14 protein-coding genes and 1 pseudogene are annotated in these 17,384 nt (G+C 51.1%); 3 read left to right on the forward strand and 12 right to left on the reverse strand.

What is annotated here, in order from left to right; translation table 11 throughout:
• Positions 1-88: 88 nt before the first annotated feature.
• Positions 89-2,176 (reverse strand): molybdopterin oxidoreductase family protein, encoded by a 2,088-nt coding sequence (locus MKY82_RS31860; RefSeq protein WP_339295060.1) that lies wholly within the window; start codon positions 2,174-2,176, stop codon positions 89-91.
• Positions 2,177-2,432: 256 nt separating this feature from the next.
• Here MKY82_RS31860 and MKY82_RS31865 point away from each other — a divergent pair.
• Positions 2,433-2,612, forward strand: a pseudogene (locus tag MKY82_RS31865) (hypothetical protein); the annotation flags it as partial.
• A gap of 150 nt (positions 2,613-2,762) precedes the next feature.
• Here the strand turns inward: MKY82_RS31865 and MKY82_RS31870 are convergent.
• From MKY82_RS31870 to MKY82_RS31895, 6 genes are all read right to left on the reverse strand, one after another.
• A complete protein-coding gene (locus MKY82_RS31870) occupies positions 2,763-3,623 on the reverse strand; it encodes a formate/nitrite transporter family protein (protein ID WP_339295061.1) in 861 nt (286 codons plus the stop codon).
• A gap of 449 nt (positions 3,624-4,072) precedes the next feature.
• Positions 4,073-5,320 carry an MFS transporter gene (locus MKY82_RS31875; RefSeq protein ID WP_220687276.1) on the reverse strand — a complete coding sequence of 416 codons (1,248 nt, stop codon included), beginning with the start codon at positions 5,318-5,320 and terminating at the stop codon, positions 4,073-4,075.
• A 111-nt stretch (positions 5,321-5,431) separates the two neighbouring features.
• Complete coding sequence (locus MKY82_RS31880) at positions 5,432-6,025, reverse strand: TetR/AcrR family transcriptional regulator (protein WP_220687275.1); 594 nt, start codon at positions 6,023-6,025, stop codon at positions 5,432-5,434.
• Between the two features lie 248 nt (positions 6,026-6,273).
• Positions 6,274-6,867 (reverse strand): DUF4352 domain-containing protein, encoded by a 594-nt coding sequence (locus MKY82_RS31885; RefSeq protein ID WP_339295062.1) that lies wholly within the window; start codon positions 6,865-6,867, stop codon positions 6,274-6,276.
• 131 nt (positions 6,868-6,998) lie between these two features.
• Positions 6,999-8,360 carry an FAD-dependent oxidoreductase gene (locus MKY82_RS31890; protein ID WP_071218829.1) on the reverse strand — a complete coding sequence of 454 codons (1,362 nt, stop codon included), beginning with the start codon at positions 8,358-8,360 and terminating at the stop codon, positions 6,999-7,001.
• Between the two features lie 488 nt (positions 8,361-8,848).
• Positions 8,849-9,328: a glutathione peroxidase gene (locus MKY82_RS31895; RefSeq protein WP_194539976.1), complete on the reverse strand. Its 480-nt coding sequence runs from the start codon at positions 9,326-9,328 to the stop codon at positions 8,849-8,851.
• 291 nt (positions 9,329-9,619) lie between these two features.
• On the opposite strand from MKY82_RS31895, the gene MKY82_RS31900 reads away from it, so the two are divergent.
• Positions 9,620-10,156 carry a hypothetical protein gene (locus MKY82_RS31900; protein WP_220687273.1) on the forward strand — a complete coding sequence of 179 codons (537 nt, stop codon included), beginning with the start codon at positions 9,620-9,622 and terminating at the stop codon, positions 10,154-10,156.
• 24 nt (positions 10,157-10,180) lie between these two features.
• Here MKY82_RS31900 and MKY82_RS31905 read toward each other — a convergent pair whose 3' ends face one another.
• The 3 genes from MKY82_RS31905 to MKY82_RS31915 all read right to left on the reverse strand — a co-directional run bounded on the left by MKY82_RS31905 (position 10,181) and on the right by MKY82_RS31915 (position 14,507).
• Entirely contained in the window at positions 10,181-11,434 is a 1,254-nt protein-coding gene (locus MKY82_RS31905; RefSeq protein ID WP_339295063.1) for a hypothetical protein, read from the reverse strand.
• 933 nt (positions 11,435-12,367) lie between these two features.
• On the reverse strand, positions 12,368-12,718 hold the full coding sequence (locus MKY82_RS31910) for a DUF3243 domain-containing protein (RefSeq protein ID WP_339295064.1): 351 nt from the start codon (positions 12,716-12,718) through the stop codon (positions 12,368-12,370).
• 94 nt (positions 12,719-12,812) lie between these two features.
• Complete coding sequence (locus MKY82_RS31915; protein WP_194539980.1) at positions 12,813-14,507, reverse strand: DEAD/DEAH box helicase; 1,695 nt, start codon at positions 14,505-14,507, stop codon at positions 12,813-12,815.
• 193 nt (positions 14,508-14,700) lie between these two features.
• Here MKY82_RS31915 and MKY82_RS31920 point away from each other — a divergent pair, with 193 nt between their 5' ends.
• Positions 14,701-15,267 carry a hypothetical protein gene (locus MKY82_RS31920; protein ID WP_194539981.1) on the forward strand — a complete coding sequence of 189 codons (567 nt, stop codon included), beginning with the start codon at positions 14,701-14,703 and terminating at the stop codon, positions 15,265-15,267.
• On the opposite strand, the gene MKY82_RS31925 is transcribed toward MKY82_RS31920, so the two are convergent.
• Positions 15,264-16,934: an AarF/ABC1/UbiB kinase family protein gene (locus MKY82_RS31925; RefSeq protein ID WP_220687269.1), complete on the reverse strand. Its 1,671-nt coding sequence runs from the start codon at positions 16,932-16,934 to the stop codon at positions 15,264-15,266. The genes MKY82_RS31920 and MKY82_RS31925 overlap by 4 nt on opposite strands.
• Positions 16,935-17,252, reverse strand: coding sequence for a phasin family protein (locus tag MKY82_RS31930; RefSeq protein WP_071218823.1), 318 nt, complete (start codon positions 17,250-17,252; stop codon positions 16,935-16,937).
• Between the last annotated feature and the right edge of the window lie 132 nt (positions 17,253-17,384).

Below are 17,384 nucleotides of genomic sequence, written 5' to 3' on the forward strand. Positions count from 1 at the left end.
CTAAGCCTCGGATGTTTATACTTTCTTATCCCAAAAAAAGACTGCCTTGAGGTCATATAGACCAACAAGACAGTCAATGTATTCATCTTTATGCACCGGTTATTTTAGTCCTGACCTCGACCACCGTTGAGAAGAAGGTAGCCCCTTCACCCATATCCGACAGCCTGTCGGGTGTAAGGGCATTGGCGCGCTGCTTACGGCCCTCGCCTTCCCACCACAGGCCTTGGCTGACAACGGTGCCCGGCAGCATTTTATCCGTTACCTTGGCCCGAACTTCATAGGTTCCGCGGTCGTTGTATACCGTAACCATGTCTCCGTCCTCTATACCGCGTTCCTCTGCATCCTCCGGATGGATCTGCAGGGCAGGCTCCTTCTCCAGCTTCTGATGCTTCTCCACATTCGCAAAGGTCGAATTCAGGAAGTTGTGGTTCGGCGGCGAAATGAACATGAGCGGGTATTTGTGCCCGCGGCCGCGCCTTACGCCGTCATAACCTTCCTTCAGCGGCACGTAGGTCGGAAGAGGCGGAAGACCTACTTCCTCCAACTGTGCGGAGTAAAGCTCGATCCGGCCCGAAGGCGTCGGCAAACGATCCAGATATGTTTCAAGCGGCGTCATATCAAGCTTCACATAGCGGTGATCCTTTAGCTTGTCCAGCGTGACGCCGTTCAGATAAGGGTTACCCGGGAAGTCGAGCGCTCTTGCCATCATCTCCTCTTCCGTCTCATGAAAGGCCGGGTCAGTGAACCCCATAGCCCGCCCCAGCATGGAGAACAGCTCTACATTGCTCTTGCTCTCCCCAAGCGCCGGGATGACCGGCTCCTGCAGCTGGATGTACTGATGCCAGTAGGAAGCGAACAGGTCGGTATTCTCGAACGAGGAGGTTGCCGGGAGCACGATATCCGCATACTTGGCCGTATCCGTCATAAACAGGTCATGCACAACCGTAAACAGATCCTCCCGTGCAAACCCTTCCCTTACCCGCTCGGAGTCGGGAGCGACAACCAGCGGATTGCTGCAATAGACAAAGACCGACTTAATCGGCTGTTCGGTCATGGCAAGCGCCTCGCCGATCCGGTTCATGTTAATCGTCCGCGCATCCGGATTCGGACGGAGATCGGGACGTTCGAGCGCATCGCTGTCCATGCTGTTGTAACCGCCGTTCGACTTGGCGGCCCCTCCGCCCCGCTTCAGCCATTGTCCGGTCAAGGCCGGAAGCGCCGCGATGCTGCGCACCGTCAAGCCCCCATTGTCATGATGCTGAAGACCGTTACCGATATGAATGTAGGAAGTATCTGCCCGGCCGTACAGCTCGGCCAGCTTCTCGATATCCTCAACTGGAATTCCGGTAATGGAGGATACATGCTCCGGTGTATAGTCTTTCACATGCTCACGCAAGGCTTCATGACCGATCGTATACTGCCGCAGGAATTCCTCGTTCACCATGCCGTCACGGAACAAGATGTGCATGAGGCCGACGGCCAGTGCCGCATCCGTGCCCGGAAACAGCGGAATGAACCAATCGGCCCATTGCCCCGTCTGGTTCTTATGCACGTCGATGACAACGACCTTGGCACCGGCCTTGCGCGCTTTCTCTGCCAACACCACCTGATGCATATTGGTGCTGACGATGTTGCCGCCCCAGACGATGATGACATCGGCATGAACGGTATCCTCCGGGACGGTGCCTCCATTAAACCCCATAACGGATTTCCAGCCCTCATTGCCTGCCGAATTACAGATCGACTGCTTCAGCCGGCTGGCGCCCAGCCTGTTGAAGAATCTCCGATCCATGCCGTCTACACTTAATATCCCCATGTTGCCGTAGAAGCTGTAAGGCAGAATGCTCTCAGAGCCATGCTCCTCGATCAGCTTCTCGTAGCGTTCGGCAATCTCCTGAACCGCTTCATCCCAGCTGATTCGCTCGAAATCTCCCTGACCTTTGGGCCCTACCCTCCGCAGCGGATATAGCACGCGCTCCGGATGATACACCCGATGTGCCATATTACGGACTTTATTGCAGATGGCTCCCTGCGTAATCGGATGATCCGGATTACCGGTAACCTTCACGATTTTTCCGTTCTCTTTATGCAGTAGCAGGCCGCAAGTATCGGGACAATCCAACGGACAGACCGCCGGAAACACGCCGTTTTCCTGATGAATCATCGCTTGAGTCATTTCGTCTATTCCCCCTTGTACACGCTGAATCATATCCCTTTATCTTAAAAGAAAATCAGGGCTCCAGTAAAGTCTTACATTTTTTTCTGCATCGGTGATTCACTCTACTTCCTTCCGGGTATATTCCTATCAAGAGCAACGAAGAGGAACCCAGACCCTTTCTCTTCCTTGCCAAATCATGGACCACTCCCAAAAATTCGCCATGCCCATGTCTCCTCCCCCGAGACCGGCATGGCGAATTTGTTTGTATGGCATTATCGATACCGTACAGCGGAAGGCAAACGAATCCGACTACCAGGTTACCGTGGTCATCCCGCAGTTCATCCCCAAGAAGGGCTGGCATAACTTCCTGCACAATCAATCCAGCTTGCTCATCCGTGCACACTTGCTGTATCGGAGAGAAGTGATTTTTACGACTGTGCCTTACCATTTATAAATAGCGGGCTTGTTCCTTTTGCGACTTATGCAAAGAGTCCGCTCCGCCAACAACGACAAAAAAGCTGCGATCATCCGACCCTATCCCTTAGGGAGCGGTCGATCGCAGCTATTTTCTCGCCTTTATTTACCAGGCTTCAGTATAATATTTCTACGCAGAATGAACCTGTTGAGCAGTGCCGGTAGCCGGAGCGGAAGGCAGCGCAGCTTCTTGTTCGCCGCGTGGAATGACCTCAACCTTATCATTCTTCTTCAAATATACGGTCCCGTAGGCAGCTCCCACAAACAGCGCGCCTCCGACGAAATTGCCAAGCCATACCGGAATGAAATTTATGAAATACTCACCCCAGCTGTAATACCCTTCAAATATCGCGGCCGGAATGAGGAACATGTTGGCCACCACGTGCTGAAAGCCGATGGCTACAAACGCCATCGTCGGAAACCAGATCCCGAAAATTTTGCCACTCATCTGGTCCGATCCGTAGGACAGCCACACGGCGAGCGCTACGAGCCAGTTGCAGCCGATGCCCGACAAGAAAGCCTGCAGGAAGCTGTCGTCCAGCTTGTGTCCCGCCATATCCACCAGCTTCTCCAGATAAACTCCGCTGCCTGTCAGACCGGTCACATGACCGAAGAAGTAAGCGACGAACAACGCCCCCGCCATATTGCTTACCGTGACGAGAGCTAAATTCCGTATCATCTCCTTCGTGGAAATCCGCTTCTTGAATCTGGCCAGGGACACGGCCATCATGTTGCCCGTCAGCAGCTCTCCGCCTGCGAGCAATACAAGAATCAGTCCGACAGGGAATATCGCCGCGCCTATAAAACCGGCAATGCCTCCCCAAGCCTCAGACGCCCCGGCAATCACGCGAATATCCAGCAAAAAGCCGAGCGCGATAAAAGCCCCCGCCAAAAATCCTAATATCATTACGTTCATGACGGAGTTATGTGCTTTTTTCACCCCGTTCTCCACGGTGATCTCCGCAATGCGATCCGGTTTGTAATAGGCCATGGCCGTTCCCCCATTTCTCCCGCATTCCGTCCTGAAAATCTCTCGAATGCAGCTTCTGATGTTTCTGTTACAGTTACGGTTACAGTTACAGTTACAGTTACAGTTACAGTTACAGTTACAGTTACAGTTACAGTTACAGTTACAGTTACCCATATTGTACCGCAGCAGCCAAAGCAAGAACGTGAATTATATCACGACCCAGTACGTCAGGATCGGACATCCTTGTGTCCTGGCTGCCCTTGATCACGTTTGAGATCGATCATTCGCTCGATCTGAGCCAGCGGTACATATAAAAAAATGCGGTGCCCGGAGATAATCCCGACACCGCTTGGTTGGTGCTTTTACCAGCCCTCTTGTTCTAAACCAGCTAACTTATGCCAGTTTACAAGCAACACGTTCTAAACCAGCAGCCTATGCCAAATTACCAGCAACAAGTTCTAACCACTATCCTATGCCTCGGCGGCAGTCTCTACTCTAACAGGCGTTTCCTTTTCCTGAGCCGGAACGTTCGAGATCGGAAGCTTCATGCTAATCAAGGACGACAGCAGGAAGAGCGCGCCTGCCGTAAAATACACGACCACAATGGAGGTTACCGACATATACCATCCCGTAAACCCGGAGCCGATGAGCAGCATGCCGGTAAACATCGGCGTCATCACGCCATTCAGCCGACCGATGAATTTCTCTTCCACCTGCTGCATCATCACGGCCATCAGAACCGTCTGCGCCATCGCCATCAGCACCCCGGTTGCGAAGCGCATCGTGCCGGTCAGGATCGGCCACTGGGACAGCACCTCGACAAAGGTCGAGAGGCCAAGGAAGGCAAGCCCGGCGAACAACAAGTAGTTGCCTTTCACTCTCCCCGCAATGACAGCAGCCAGCACGCCGCCAATTAACATGCCTAGGCCCTCTAGCGCGGTGAACCACTGAACGCTGGACATTGCCAGTTGTAAACGCTCCGTGATAACAAAGATATCAAGCGGCTGAACAAGTCCGCTGCCGAGCGCCAATAAAACATAGACCACCAGCAGCACCTTCAACAGCCGGCTGGACCCGATATAAGTGAAGCCCGCCTTCATGTCCTTCATAAAAGAACCGGTCGATTCCGAATTGTTAGAGGGTTCATCCACACTGGAAGGAAGACACATTAGCACGATCGCCGAAGCGCCGAATAGAACCAACAAGCTGATTAAAGACGCCTGCAATCCAAAAGCTTGATAAATCGTCGTACCGACCATCGGTCCCAAAATGATAAACAGCGACATCGAGGTCTGGGACAAAGCTGTGGCCGCGGGCACATGCTCATCCGGCAAGCAGCGCTTGATGAGCTTCATGGACGAAGGCTGCGAGAATTGAGATACAACAGCCGAGATCAGGGTCACCGCAAAAACGGCCTGCCAATATCCCGCATACACAACGAACAGGATAAGCAATATGGATAAAAAGCTGAGAATGTCCCCCCAGATCATCGTTCGCTTGGGACGCCAACGGTCCGCCAGCACGCCGCCAATCATGGAGATCACAAAGATCGGCGCGTATTCAATTACGGTAAGCAGCGATACGGCGACCGGATCATGGTTGCTCTTCTCCATAATGAAGAACAACAATGCCATGTTGCGGATCCAGATCCCGATATTTTGCATGAAATCCGAAACCATCAGCAGCACGAACGCGCGGTTGCCAAACAAATGCCTCATGTTTTATCCCCCCCAGTTTAAACCGACTATTCGGTTTAAATATATTTATGCGGAAACGCCCGCCCCGCTTGCAAATCGAGAGGAAGCGTTTCCGATTAATCCTCCGGTTCACTACGATCCTCGGCTCGATAACACACCGTTTAAAAAGTAAGTGACTCCCTTGCGATACAGCTGCCTTGATTCCTCCTGGGTCCGTTCAAAGTACCACACCGACATCCCATCAAGCAGCGATGCGAATATGATGGATATTTCCTCTACTTCCTCTGCCGGTATTCGCCCTTCGCTTACTCCTTCTGCGAAAATCTCGCGGTAGAGCGTGCGCGGACCTTGCAGGATGGCCAGCATCTCGCCCACAATCGTCTTATTCTCCGGCTGATTGATAAAGAATTCCTCCGCAATCTTGGTCAGCGGATTCTGGAAGTCGTCGACCATATGATCGGCAATGCCGTACAGCTTCTCCTCGAAGCTGGCGTAACGGGCTTTTTGATCGTTCCAGGCTTCCATCCATTCCTGATTCTGCTTCGCCAGCAGCTTGACGAACAAATCTTCCTTGCTCTCAAAGTGATAGTAGATGCTTCCCTTACTGGCACCCGTATACTTGACCAGTTCATCCATGGATGTTGCCGCATACCCGCGCTGGATGAACAGTTCCTTCGCTTTATCCAGAATCATGTCGCGCTTTCGCTGCGCTTTTTCTGAAGACATCGATGTAAGCACTCCTTGCTTGGAAATAATAGTGCGGAATTCACGTACCAAAACCTGGTTCTCTTAATAAAAATGAATCTGTGAAGATGATGAACACCATTCACAGCAATAAAACCGACTGTACGGTTTAATCATACTGAAAACATTCCCGCATGTAAAGCAGCATCTTCACAATCACATAGAAAAAAGGACCTTGCCTAAGCAAAATCCTCTCATCATTCGTACATCCGAAACCAATATTATTTTTTTTATTCCACTGCCCAAATGGCTCTTCCTTCTTTCATCGGATCGCCATAACTCAGCTGCAGTCCCTTAACCCCCTGCTTCACTTCGTACGGTATTTCACCTGTCAGCTCGCCGCCTGGGGCAACGGTGCCGTCCAGCATTTTCACGTCATCCGTAATGGGAACCGTATAGTTAAGATCGCTCGAATCCGTCAGGGAAAAAGACAGCGCGGAAGAGATGACCAGCGGCTCCTGGCCATTGTTCTTCACGGTAATGTCAACCACCTTAAACGTATGGCCGGGCTGGGGCTTCAAATATTCATCACCCTCGGATTCACGTACGCCGTTTAGCGTAATGACCGTGCCGTGATAATCCACCGTATCGCCCACTGCGGCAGGTTCGCCGATCGGCTTCACCTCTGCGTTGTCGGCCGGTTGGTCCTCACCTTGGGGTTCTGCAGTCGGCTGTTCTTCAGACGTCCCCGTCTGATCTGTCCCCCCACTGTCCACAACAGCCGGCGGAGTCTCTGCAGGCGGATCAGCCTGATCATTGGAACAAGCCGCCGTCAGCAGCATGGAGAACAATGCAGCTGTGGCCAGCATTACTTTTTTATTCATACTTTATCCTACCTCCTGAAAGTCGAAATCTACATGTCCGGATATTTTCCAATTCGCTGTCAAAATCCATAATCCTTCAAAAACAAGAAAAAGACCCCCAAATCAGGGAGTCTTCTTGGTGAATCGATTACTTACGAATGCACCGGTGTTTTTGTTTCGACCGCCGGCAATGCCTGCAGTCCAGCCGTGTTAAGGAAATTCCACGGTTTATTGTAATGCGGCTGGAAGAAGAAGTCGATGAAGGCCAATTGATCAATCGTCATTCGATTCTGTATGCATACCGACAGCGTGTTAATGGATTGCGTCATATCCACTTTGGAAATAACCTGTGCACCAAGCATCCGGCGGCTGTCTTGCTCATATACCACCTTCAGCGTAACCTCTTCGAAGGTAGGCATGAATTCCGGACGGTAATGATCCGTAATGGTGACCGTCTCCACCTTCAAGCCTTCGTCCTTGGCGGCTCCTTCGGTTAATCCCGTCGACGCAATGTTGTGTTCGTATATTTTCAATCCCGACGTACCTTGCGTTCCCATATATGGGGTTGTTGGCGACACAAGATTGCGTGCAACGAGCGTACCCATCCGGACTGCGTTCGTAGCCAGTGGAATGTACATCATTTTACCGGTCGGGTTATAGTGCACGGAGCAGCAATCGCCTGCTGCATATACATCCTGCTTGCTGCTTTGCATATATTGATCCACAACGATGGCGCCATTTTTCAGCATTTCCACCTGCCCCTTCACCAGCTCCGTATTCGGACGGAAGCCGATGCAGAGGATCACGAGATCCGTGTCGATCTCACCTTTGTCGGTGATGACCTTGTTCACCTTGCCATCCTTGCCTTGGAAAGAAGTCACGGTCTGGCCCAGAGCCATCTCAATCCCTTTTTCACGGAAGGATTCCTCGATCTTGCCGCTAAATTCAGGATCCAGATATTTGTTCAGAATGCGGTCGGCACTATCAATCAGGGTAACCTGCTTGCCGTTCTGTTGGAAGGCTTCGACCAGTTCTACGCCGATGTAACCGGCGCCGACAACCGTAATGTGTTTCGCTTCCTGCGCTTTTTCAATGATCGCATTGGAATGATTATAGTTTTTGCAGAGCAGAATATTATTCAGATCGATGCCTTCAAGCTTCGGTACGATTGGCCATGATCCGGTTGTGATAATCAGTTTGTCATAGGCATCATCAAAAATTTCTTCTGTAACCAGGTTCCGAACTTTCAAGCTTTTCTTATCCGTATCCACCGAAATGATCTCATGCTTCATCTTGGTTTCAACGCCCAGCTCGTCGAGCTTTTGAGGTGAAGAGTAGAACAGACCGTCAGGGTCTTTTACAACGCCTCCGACGTAAAGCGCGATGCCGCAGGACAGGAATGAGATGTTATCATTGCGTTCATAAACGGTGATCTGTGCTTCCGGGTAAAGTTTGGCGGTATTCACGATGGCGGACGTTCCTGCATGGGTACAACCGATAACTGCTACTTTCATGGTTTTTCCTCCTCCAAGTATGAAGCTGTATATTTGATTAAGATGAGCACTTTTGCCTGGATTCATGCTTGGTAACGCTTGTTGAGCATGAATGTGATGACTGGTAATATTATTTGTGAATGTTTTCACTTCATGCTTTTATTATAATGTGATTAATTTCACAGTTCAATAGGTAATTGCGTTATTCACACATTGTTCATATTTTCACATAATTGGAATGATAAAAGAGGTTGACCTAAAGAACATGATGTTCTCATCGCCAATACTCAAGATTAGATCAAGAATACAGGTTCCGTATCAGGGTAAGCTATAAGGGTCCAGCCTCATGAAATTCAAGCGCGTTCCCCCTATCCTATACGTTCTGCCTTGGAGGATCTTGCTTGGACTGTTCTAACGGAATGTGCCATGAAAATAAAAAAAGACTGTTCTCCCCAGCGGAATATCCCCGAAGAAAACAGCCCTGTTGATGTAATCGTTACTTTCTGCCACTAGCCAAGCAGAGATTCAATGGCGCCCTTCATCGATTCCGGCGTATCTCGCGGTTCGAATCGCTGAACCACCTTGCCCTCGCGGTCTACCAGAAACTTTGTGAAATTCCAAGCGATCTCTCCGCCTTCGTTCGGTCCTGGCTGCTCGGATTTCAAATATTGAAATAACGGATGCGTTTCTTCCCCGTTCACGTCAATCTTCGCAAAGATTGGGAAATTCACGCCATAATTCAATTGACAGAATGATTCGGCCTCTTCACTTGTACCCGGCTCCTGTCCGCCAAACTGATTGCACGGGAAACCAAGAACCTGCAGTCCTTGCTGGCTATATTGGTCATACAGCTGCTGAAGCTCTCCATATTGCGGCGTAAGTCCGCACTGACTTGCCGTATTTGCAATAATCAGAACCTTGCCCGCATACTGATCGAGCGAGACTTCCTGACCCTTGGTATTTGTTGCATGATATTCGTAAACTGACATCTTCGAATCCCTCCCGGCTTGTTTTGAATGGATGGCATGCTTCCAAGCTCTACAGCCTAGCCAATCTCCTTCCATCATATCGAATAAATCGCCTTAAACCAAATTTTAGTCCAACGCCTCTACCCCACAGCCCGGAAATCCATTATGATGAATGTATGTATAACCTCTTCAATCAAAATTTGCATAGGCTAATAACAGCTGTTTAATCAGCAAGTTAGCAGGGTAATGATTTAAGGTTTGGAGACATATTGCAATATTCCGTATTTCAACAATTGTAAGTGAGGAAAAGAAATGAAACTGTATCCCGAAATGTTTATATCCCCATGGCATCTCATTGTGATTGTGCTGGCACTGATTGCCTTCATCGGCTTAATCAAAGGGGGGTATGACCGAAAGACCGTGCTTCGCAGCACAGGGTTATCGACGCTGGCCTTCTATTTTATACTGACGATCCCCATTGGTCTTATCACCCAGGAATCGCTTTACAAAGAAGAAACGATGCTGACCGATTTGGATCAGAATTTTGAGGACAAGAAGGCGGGTTCCGAGCTCCAAAGCTTTGAAGACTACATCGTGGTCCATGCTGGCGCCTATAAAAACGAGGATGATGCGGACATTGAGATCTATGCCGGCAACTACCATGATAGCCAAACATTTCATGGTCACATCACCCTTTACGTGTACGATAAGAACGATGATGAAGTCTTTACCGAGATGTACAAGAACGTGACCCTCGCCCCCGGCGAGAAGAAGAAGCTCGACACCGCCTTTACCAGCCAGCCTATGGAAACCTACAGATACCGATACGAAACGCACCCCCAAATGTGAAAGGTGCGTTTTCTCGTTTTCGTATTAAGTTGACAGATGGTCTCCGGGCTGGATCCCCGGCTTATCGTTTTCAGGAAGAGGCTGATACGCCCCCGGCATCGGCGGCAGATTCTTCGCATCCCGACCTTTACGCACATGCCGTATGCCCAAATAGAAGAGACCGACCACAGGCAGTGACAGCATCGCTATAGCAAGGAGTATGCTGGACATTTGGTACGAGGGATCCGTTTCGATCTCGGAGAAATCCAAAAACATAAACGATATAAAGGTAATCAACGAGAACATGATGATCTGTAGCCAGCACATCCATTTCACCAGGAAGAAGAACAGGATCGCGGAGATTGCAACAAGTAAAATGGGAACTAACGGCTGTTCCGGGTCCGCGTTACCCAGCTCTGCCTGGCGCGTCAGCCAATAACCGATAGCGAACTGAACCGGAAAAATCAGCCAAGCCAGCAAACCGGTTCCACGGAAAGCCGATCTTCGCTTTTGCAGCGCCTCTTCGTATTCGAGGAGTTTCATCTCGTATTCCAGCTGATTAAGCTCCTCTTCCGTCAATTCCCGGTCTTTCTCCTCATTTTCCTGTACCAGACGGTCCAGGTAAGGCCGGAATTGCCGCTCCATATTGCCATCAAATTCGGCACGCTCTAAATCCTCGTCCTCGCGAAGCAAAGACGCAATCGTTTCATCCCCAAGATCATGAATGATGATAGAAGTCAGATATAAAGGAATGTCCCTTCTGCCGATAACCTCCAGCCACCGGTTGGCCTCCATCGGATCCGTGAAAGGAATGGCCACGGCCCGTTCCGTCTGCCCTTCTCCCGCGACCAAATATATAATCGGCATTAACTCCGCCATAGGCACGGATTCGGTCATTTTGCTCTTCTTATAAGCATAACTGAATTGAAAGATGTATCGCCCATAGTATATTTCCTTGATGTCACCGATCCTAAGGCTGCCCTTCAGGGAGTCTTTCGTTTCCGGGTCCCATCTCTCATATTCAATAACATCTTCGTATAACAAATACTCGTCCAGATGCGTATTGTTCCAGATATGCCCTTTCAGGCTTCTGGACAGACGAATCATCATGAAGATACCGGCGGGTATGGCAACCAGACTCATCCAGGTCCAGACATTGGCCCAGAGGTACAGCAGCATCAAGGGACCCAGTGTCAGCGCCAGGCCAAGCAGTATTCCCAGCACGTGCATTTCAAATGTAATCACCCAATAAAAAGGCTGCATTTTGGGCTTTCTCTGCTCATGAATCACCAGAGACATTCAGGCAACTCCCTCCTACTATTCTTTCATTTGTTTCTATGGCTCACATGTAACGAGGACATTGGAGATCAAGATGGAGCAGTTCGCAGGATGTACCAAATAGTATGTTAGGCCAACGGTTGAGCGTGCGTCCGGCAGCTCGACAAAAGAGCTGTAATTGTAAGTCTTGCCGGGCGATGGATCAGCTTCCCGCGTTTACTCGCAGTCTAACCTAACGGACTCAGGAGACCTTATTTCGCAAAAAATGGGGTTTTAAGCGAATCGAACGGACAGGAGATCCGTTATTCATCTGGAAAGACGATATTTTGGCTGTTTTCAGGCCAAATAACGGCTCTGGTGTCCGCTATAACGATAAATGGACCTCATTACAGGGAAATAACGTATCTGATGTCCGTTAGCCTCGGCGTTCAGTGGGGTTCTGGTCATCGTCATAGCGATTTCGTTGCACCTGAGTACCATTTCATTGCACCAAGATACCACATCGTTTCACCTGGATACCATATCATTGCACCTAGATACCATATCATTGCACTTAGATACCATATCGTAGCACCTAGGTACCTACCATATCGTTGCATCTAGATACCTACCATATCGTTTGCACCTAGATACCATAACATTGCCCCAGATACCATTTCATTGCACCTACCTAGATACGTCGCACCCAATACCACATCATTGCACCTAGATACCATAACGTTGCCCTAGATACCATATCGTTGGACTTAGATACCATATCGTTGCACCGCACCTCGATATGATACCGAAGGCGGAGGCGAATCAGCACGTCTAGCTTGCATGCATATTATGTATTGAAGTTAATATCCACCCCTACATCCCTACATCCTTATAAGTATGTTAATTACTACTCTTGAACCCAAAAATCCTTCCACGGCAAGTCAGCCGGGAAGGATTTCCATCTCACGCTTTGCCTTATTGAGCCGTTCGTTTCTGAGCCAGCTTCACAAGCAGATGAGCCAGCTGATGCTGCTCCGCTTGGGTTCCGACCTTCCATAACTCCTGAAGAAGCTTCTCTTCGGAATTACGGGGCTCCTCGTTTGCAGCCAGATAACCAGCCACCTTTTCTGCTGCCCGCGCCAGCTGCTCTTCATTCAACCCAATGCTCTCGGCAAGCTGAATTCGCTTGTTCAAATAGGATTGGAAGGCATCAAAATCGGCCAGGATTCTCTCCTTCTCCCCATAATCAATCCGGTCCATTGCGTCACTGACCTTACTCACATCCAGCTCACCTTGCTTGTTCACTACATGATTATGTTCAGACATGGTAACGCCTCCTTGTCATTGACTGGGTAACGCTCTCTACTTAAACGGGATCTTCCGGATTGAAACAGATGCTTCCTAAAATTCTCTGGACCTTCTAGCGGCTGCGTCCACCGCGCCGGCCACCACTCTGGCCTCTTGCAGCGCGGCCTTCAGAGGATCGGGTACCGCCCTGTCCGCCGCGACCGCCTTGATTTCCACGCCCCTCGGTTCTGGACGGTCCACGGCTGCTGCCGCCGCGTGTTCCGGCCTGTGATCCACGGCCTTCGCCTGCATTTCCGCCGTCACGACTGCCACTGCTGCGACCTCCAGCCGATAATGGTCCGCGGCCTTCGCCTGCACGCCCACCGTCACGACTACCGCTGCTGCGGCCTCCAGCCGCAGATTGTCCGCGTCCCTCGCCTGCACGGCCGTCACGGCTTCCTGCCCGTCCGGATCCACGTTCATCTCTGCGTGACGATCCGGCCCTTCCTCTGCTCTGCTCGCTTCCGCGGCTCCGCCCGGAACCCGTACCGCGATCCGCCCGGCTTCTGCCTTGGCCGCGTTCTTGATCGGATTCAAGTGAAGAGATATTTCTAGCTTTTCCCGCTCTGCCCGTATCCCTGCCTGAGCCGCCGGTGCTTTCCCGAAGGCCTCCAGCACTGGAATCATAGCGGACTCGCTTCAAGCGCAGGGAAATTCCTTCCTCGATGCGCTGTAGATCGTTAAGATCCTTACCGGCAGCAAACGTGATAGCCATCCCGTTCCCACCGGCCCGTCCGGTCCGTCCGATACGATGGATGTAACTTTCAACATCATGAGGCATATCGTAGTTAAAGACATGCGTCACGCCCTCGACGTCAAGCCCTCTCGCAGCAACGTCCGTTGCCACCAGCAGCTGCAGCTTGGCTTCCCGGAATCGCTTCATGACCGCTTCCCGCTTCGCTTGGGACAGGTCGCCGTGCAGCTCGTCCGATTGATACCCATGTGCCAGCAGCGCCTCATTCAATGTTGTTGCTCTGCGCTTTGTCCGGCAGAAGATAATCGCGAGAAAAGGGTTATGCTCCTCAATCATCGCACGCAGGGCATCCTGCTTGGAACGGTCTGTACACTCGACCACAACCTGCTGGATCTGCTCCAGCGGAATCGGGGAAGCCCCCTTAATGACAATATCGACGGGGTCTTTCATATAGTTGCCGGCAAGCTGCTTCACGCCGGCAGGCATCGTGGCCGAGAAGAGCATCGTCTGGCGCCGATACGGAAGCGCGTGCATCAGTGCCTCCACCTCATCCAGAAAGCCCATGTGCAGCATCTGGTCGGCTTCGTCCAGTACCAGCTGTTTCACGCCGCCCAGCTCAAGCGTGCCCCGGCGTAAATGGTCCAGCAACCGGCCCGGTGTTCCGATGATCAAATGTCGGCCGCCTTCGAGCTTGCGCAGCTGTTTCTCCACGTCCTGACCGCCATAGACCGCCAGAATTTTGATCCCGTCCGGCTCGCCGGCCGTCAGCTTCTTGGCTTCTTCCGTAATCTGCAATGCCAATTCCCGTGTCGGCGCAATAATGAGCGCCTGCGGGTACGCCCGCTTAGGATCGAGTTGCTGCAGAATCGGCAGCATGAAAGCCAGCGTTTTACCTGTGCCGGTCTTTGCCCGGGCGATAACGTCCTTTCCTTGCAGCAGCAGCGGGATACTCTCTTGCTGTACCGGAGTCGGCACCGCAATCCCCTGCTCCTTCAGTTTCCGTACTCTTTGTTCGTCAATGCCCAGCTGTTGAAAGTTCGGCAAACGTTCCACCTCATTTAAATTATTTAGCATCTGTTGCGTCAAATCGATTGGATTTAGCAAACAAACATACTTACATATAAGTCCGACAAAATGTCGATCGAATTCGTTCTAAGAAGAACGAGCGTTGTCGTTGTATTTCTTTTCAACTGACAAAAGACCCTGACTTTGGTAATGTCTATGATATAGAAATCCAGTTTACACCAGCTAAGGAGGTGTCCCCGACATGCATACCATGCAGATCATTCTGTCAGTACTCATCCTGATGATTCTGTTCGGCCTTATCAATCTGATGATGAATTATATTTCAAGACGCGACGGGGAGCCTACCGTACCCTTACGAAAGAAGCTGTGGCTTATCCCGCTGTTGTCGGCCTTTATTATTATACCGTTAGAACTCTTTGCGATGTTATATGCCCGGTGGTTCCCCGTATCAGATCCATCCGGATCAGGTGAAATCCTGGCTTACGGCGGTCAGGGCGTATGGCTCGGCTTCTCGCTCACCATCCTGATCGGGTTCCTGATCTTCGAAGGCATCCTTCATCCTTTGGTGATCACCCTGCTAAGACTGCTGCTTCGCAAGGATAGCTCCATCTATATCAAACAGGCGGTTACCGTTGTGACCGACACGGTTCTGCTGTACATAGCCTCTCTGATCGTGCCCGGCATTCCTGTCGGCGGCTGGCTGCAAGCGCTTCTCATTGCCCTATTCTTTCACCTCATAGAATGGATCCTCATCGGAGTCCAGACTTGGGTGCAGCAGCGCAAGCGGGCAAGAGCCGAATCTGCCTAGAACCTGCCGGATTTGAAAATGGCATATAACAGCCATGCAACCATGAGCAAGGCCACAATGAACCCGACTTCAATCACGGGGAAACTCCACAGCATCATCGGCTCTCGACTGAGCGACGAACCGATAATCAGACCCACCATGATGATGCTGAAAGCCAGAAGCACAATGCTGAAGGAGAGCCGGTTACTGATCTGATCCAGCTTGCGCATCAGGGTTTGCAGTTCGGGAACACTGATCTCCACCCGCAGTTTCCCCTTGCTGATCAGGGCCGACAGCTGCCTGGCCTGTCCGGGCAGATCAAGCAGGCTCTCGGCAAGTCCGCTTACCCCGTCCAGCACCTTCCTGCTGATCCGGCGGGTATTATACCGCTTCTTCAACAGCTTTCGGCCAAAAGGCTCCGCCATATCGATAATACTCAGACTAGGGTCCAGCATCTCGATGACCCCTTCGAGCGTCAGCAATGATTTGCCAAGCAGCGTCATATCCGGTGGCAGCATAATCCGGTGCCGCTGGGCAACGGCAAACAGATCCGTCAATGCCTTACCGATACGCACTTGAGCGAAAGGCACATCATAATACTCTCCCCGCAGCCGGTCCATGTCTGACCGGAGTGCATCCATGTCGCAGTCGTCCGGAATCAAACCCATTCTGGAAATCGCCCGGATCATCCCTTCCGAATTCCGCCGCATCAAGGCAATAATGAGTCCGGACAGATGGTCCTTCATATCTTCGCTGAGGTGACCCACCAGCCCAAAATCCAGAAAGACCAGCTTGCCGTCCTCTCTGACAAGTAAATTCCCCGGATGAGGGTCGGCATGAAAAAATCCCTCAATAAAAATCTGCTGCAGCATGCCATCGATCAAATGTTCAGCGATCGCCTTCAGATCATGTCCCTTGTCCACGATCTCCTGCCTCCGGCTTAAGGTGAGGCCATCGACATACTCCATCATCAGAACTTTAGATGACGTGTACTCCCAATAAATCCGCGGAATGCGGATAAATTCATGATCCGGCATCTGGGAGGCTATCTTCTCTGCGTTTCGGGCTTCATGGCTGTAATCCAGCTCGGCCATCATCGCTCTGGCAAATTCGTCAACGATCCGGTCCACACGGTACTGCTTCACCCATTCCCAGTGGCGCTCGGCAATCGAGATTAAATCCCGCAATATTTCCAAGTCACGACCGATCATCCGGGCTACCCCGGGCCGCTGAACCTTGATCGCTACATGCTCTCCGGATTTCAGCTTCCCGGCATGGACCTGCCCAATCGAGGCGGCAGCCAGCGGTTTGTCTTCAAACTCACTCAACACTTCATCGATCGGCATACCCCACTCTTGCTCTATCAGCTCCCTTGCGCTCGTAGAAGAAAATGGAGGCACCCGTTCCTGCAGCTTCACCAATTCCTGGATAATATGGTCAGGCAGCAGGTCCGATCTTGTACTCGCCAACTGTCCGAGCTTCACAAAGGCGGGGCCAAGATCCTCAAGCACTCGCCGGATGCGTTCCCCGAGCGTAATCGTCTCCGGCTGTTCCCTGGAACTCCAGCGGACAGGCAGCGACAGAACATGAAACAGTCCCATCTCCTCCACCATATAGCCAAAGCCATGACGCATGAGCGCCATGGCGATTTCCCGGTAACGTCCGGCATGTCGAATTCGGACCGCCATCTATTCCTGCCGCGATCCTTCCAGTTCTACAACCTTCTTCTCCAGAGTAGCAATGCGCTGTTCCAGGCTGGCGACATCACTCTCTTTGGGAACATCCAGATCGGACAATACACGCTGCACCTGTTCATAAATATAGTTCTTGATCTGCGACTGCTCCTCTTCGCCGCGTTCGACGAGACGGTTCACAAGCGCTTTGGACTCCGCAGGAGCAAGCTCCCCGCGTTTGACCAGATCATCCACGATTTTCTCTACTTTTTCCTTGCTGACCACGGTAAGGCCCAATCCTAACGAGATGGCTTTCTTAAAAAGATCACTCACGGTATATCCCTCCCGGTCGTTGTCTGGTTCCATTATAACCTTTAACGCTGGTAAAAACATCTATCCTTGGACTTGCTTTCTTAAGTATAGAGAAGCTGCCTTATCAATTTCCCCTGATTTCACATGAAATAT

The organism is Paenibacillus sp. FSL W7-1279, from assembly GCF_037969845.1.
Taxonomy (GTDB): Bacteria; Bacillota; Bacilli; order Paenibacillales; family Paenibacillaceae; genus Paenibacillus_AQ.

Bases quoted from the DNA above. Each gene is read 5' to 3' on its own strand.
- MKY82_RS31860 (WP_339295060.1), bottom strand. From the start codon at position 2,176: ATGACTCAAGCGATGATTCATCAGGAAAACGGCGTGTTTCCGGCGGTC.
- MKY82_RS31870 (WP_339295061.1), bottom strand. From the start codon at position 3,623: ATGGCCTATTACAAACCGGATCGCATTGCGGAGATCACCGTGGAGAAC.
- MKY82_RS31875 (WP_220687276.1), bottom strand. From the start codon at position 5,320: ATGAGGCATTTGTTTGGCAACCGCGCGTTCGTGCTGCTGATGGTTTCG.
- MKY82_RS31880 (WP_220687275.1), bottom strand. From the start codon at position 6,025: ATGTCTTCAGAAAAAGCGCAGCGAAAGCGCGACATGATTCTGGATAAA.
- MKY82_RS31885 (WP_339295062.1), bottom strand. From the start codon at position 6,867: ATGAATAAAAAAGTAATGCTGGCCACAGCTGCATTGTTCTCCATGCTG.
- MKY82_RS31890 (WP_071218829.1), bottom strand. From the start codon at position 8,360: ATGAAAGTAGCAGTTATCGGTTGTACCCATGCAGGAACGTCCGCCATC.
- MKY82_RS31895 (WP_194539976.1), bottom strand. From the start codon at position 9,328: ATGTCAGTTTACGAATATCATGCAACAAATACCAAGGGTCAGGAAGTC.
- MKY82_RS31900 (WP_220687273.1), top strand. From the start codon at position 9,620: ATGAAACTGTATCCCGAAATGTTTATATCCCCATGGCATCTCATTGTG.
- MKY82_RS31905 (WP_339295063.1), bottom strand. From the start codon at position 11,434: ATGTCTCTGGTGATTCATGAGCAGAGAAAGCCCAAAATGCAGCCTTTT.
- MKY82_RS31910 (WP_339295064.1), bottom strand. From the start codon at position 12,718: ATGTCTGAACATAATCATGTAGTGAACAAGCAAGGTGAGCTGGATGTG.
- MKY82_RS31915 (WP_194539980.1), bottom strand. From the start codon at position 14,507: ATGCTAAATAATTTAAATGAGGTGGAACGTTTGCCGAACTTTCAACAG.
- MKY82_RS31920 (WP_194539981.1), top strand. From the start codon at position 14,701: ATGCATACCATGCAGATCATTCTGTCAGTACTCATCCTGATGATTCTG.
- MKY82_RS31925 (WP_220687269.1), bottom strand. From the start codon at position 16,934: ATGGCGGTCCGAATTCGACATGCCGGACGTTACCGGGAAATCGCCATG.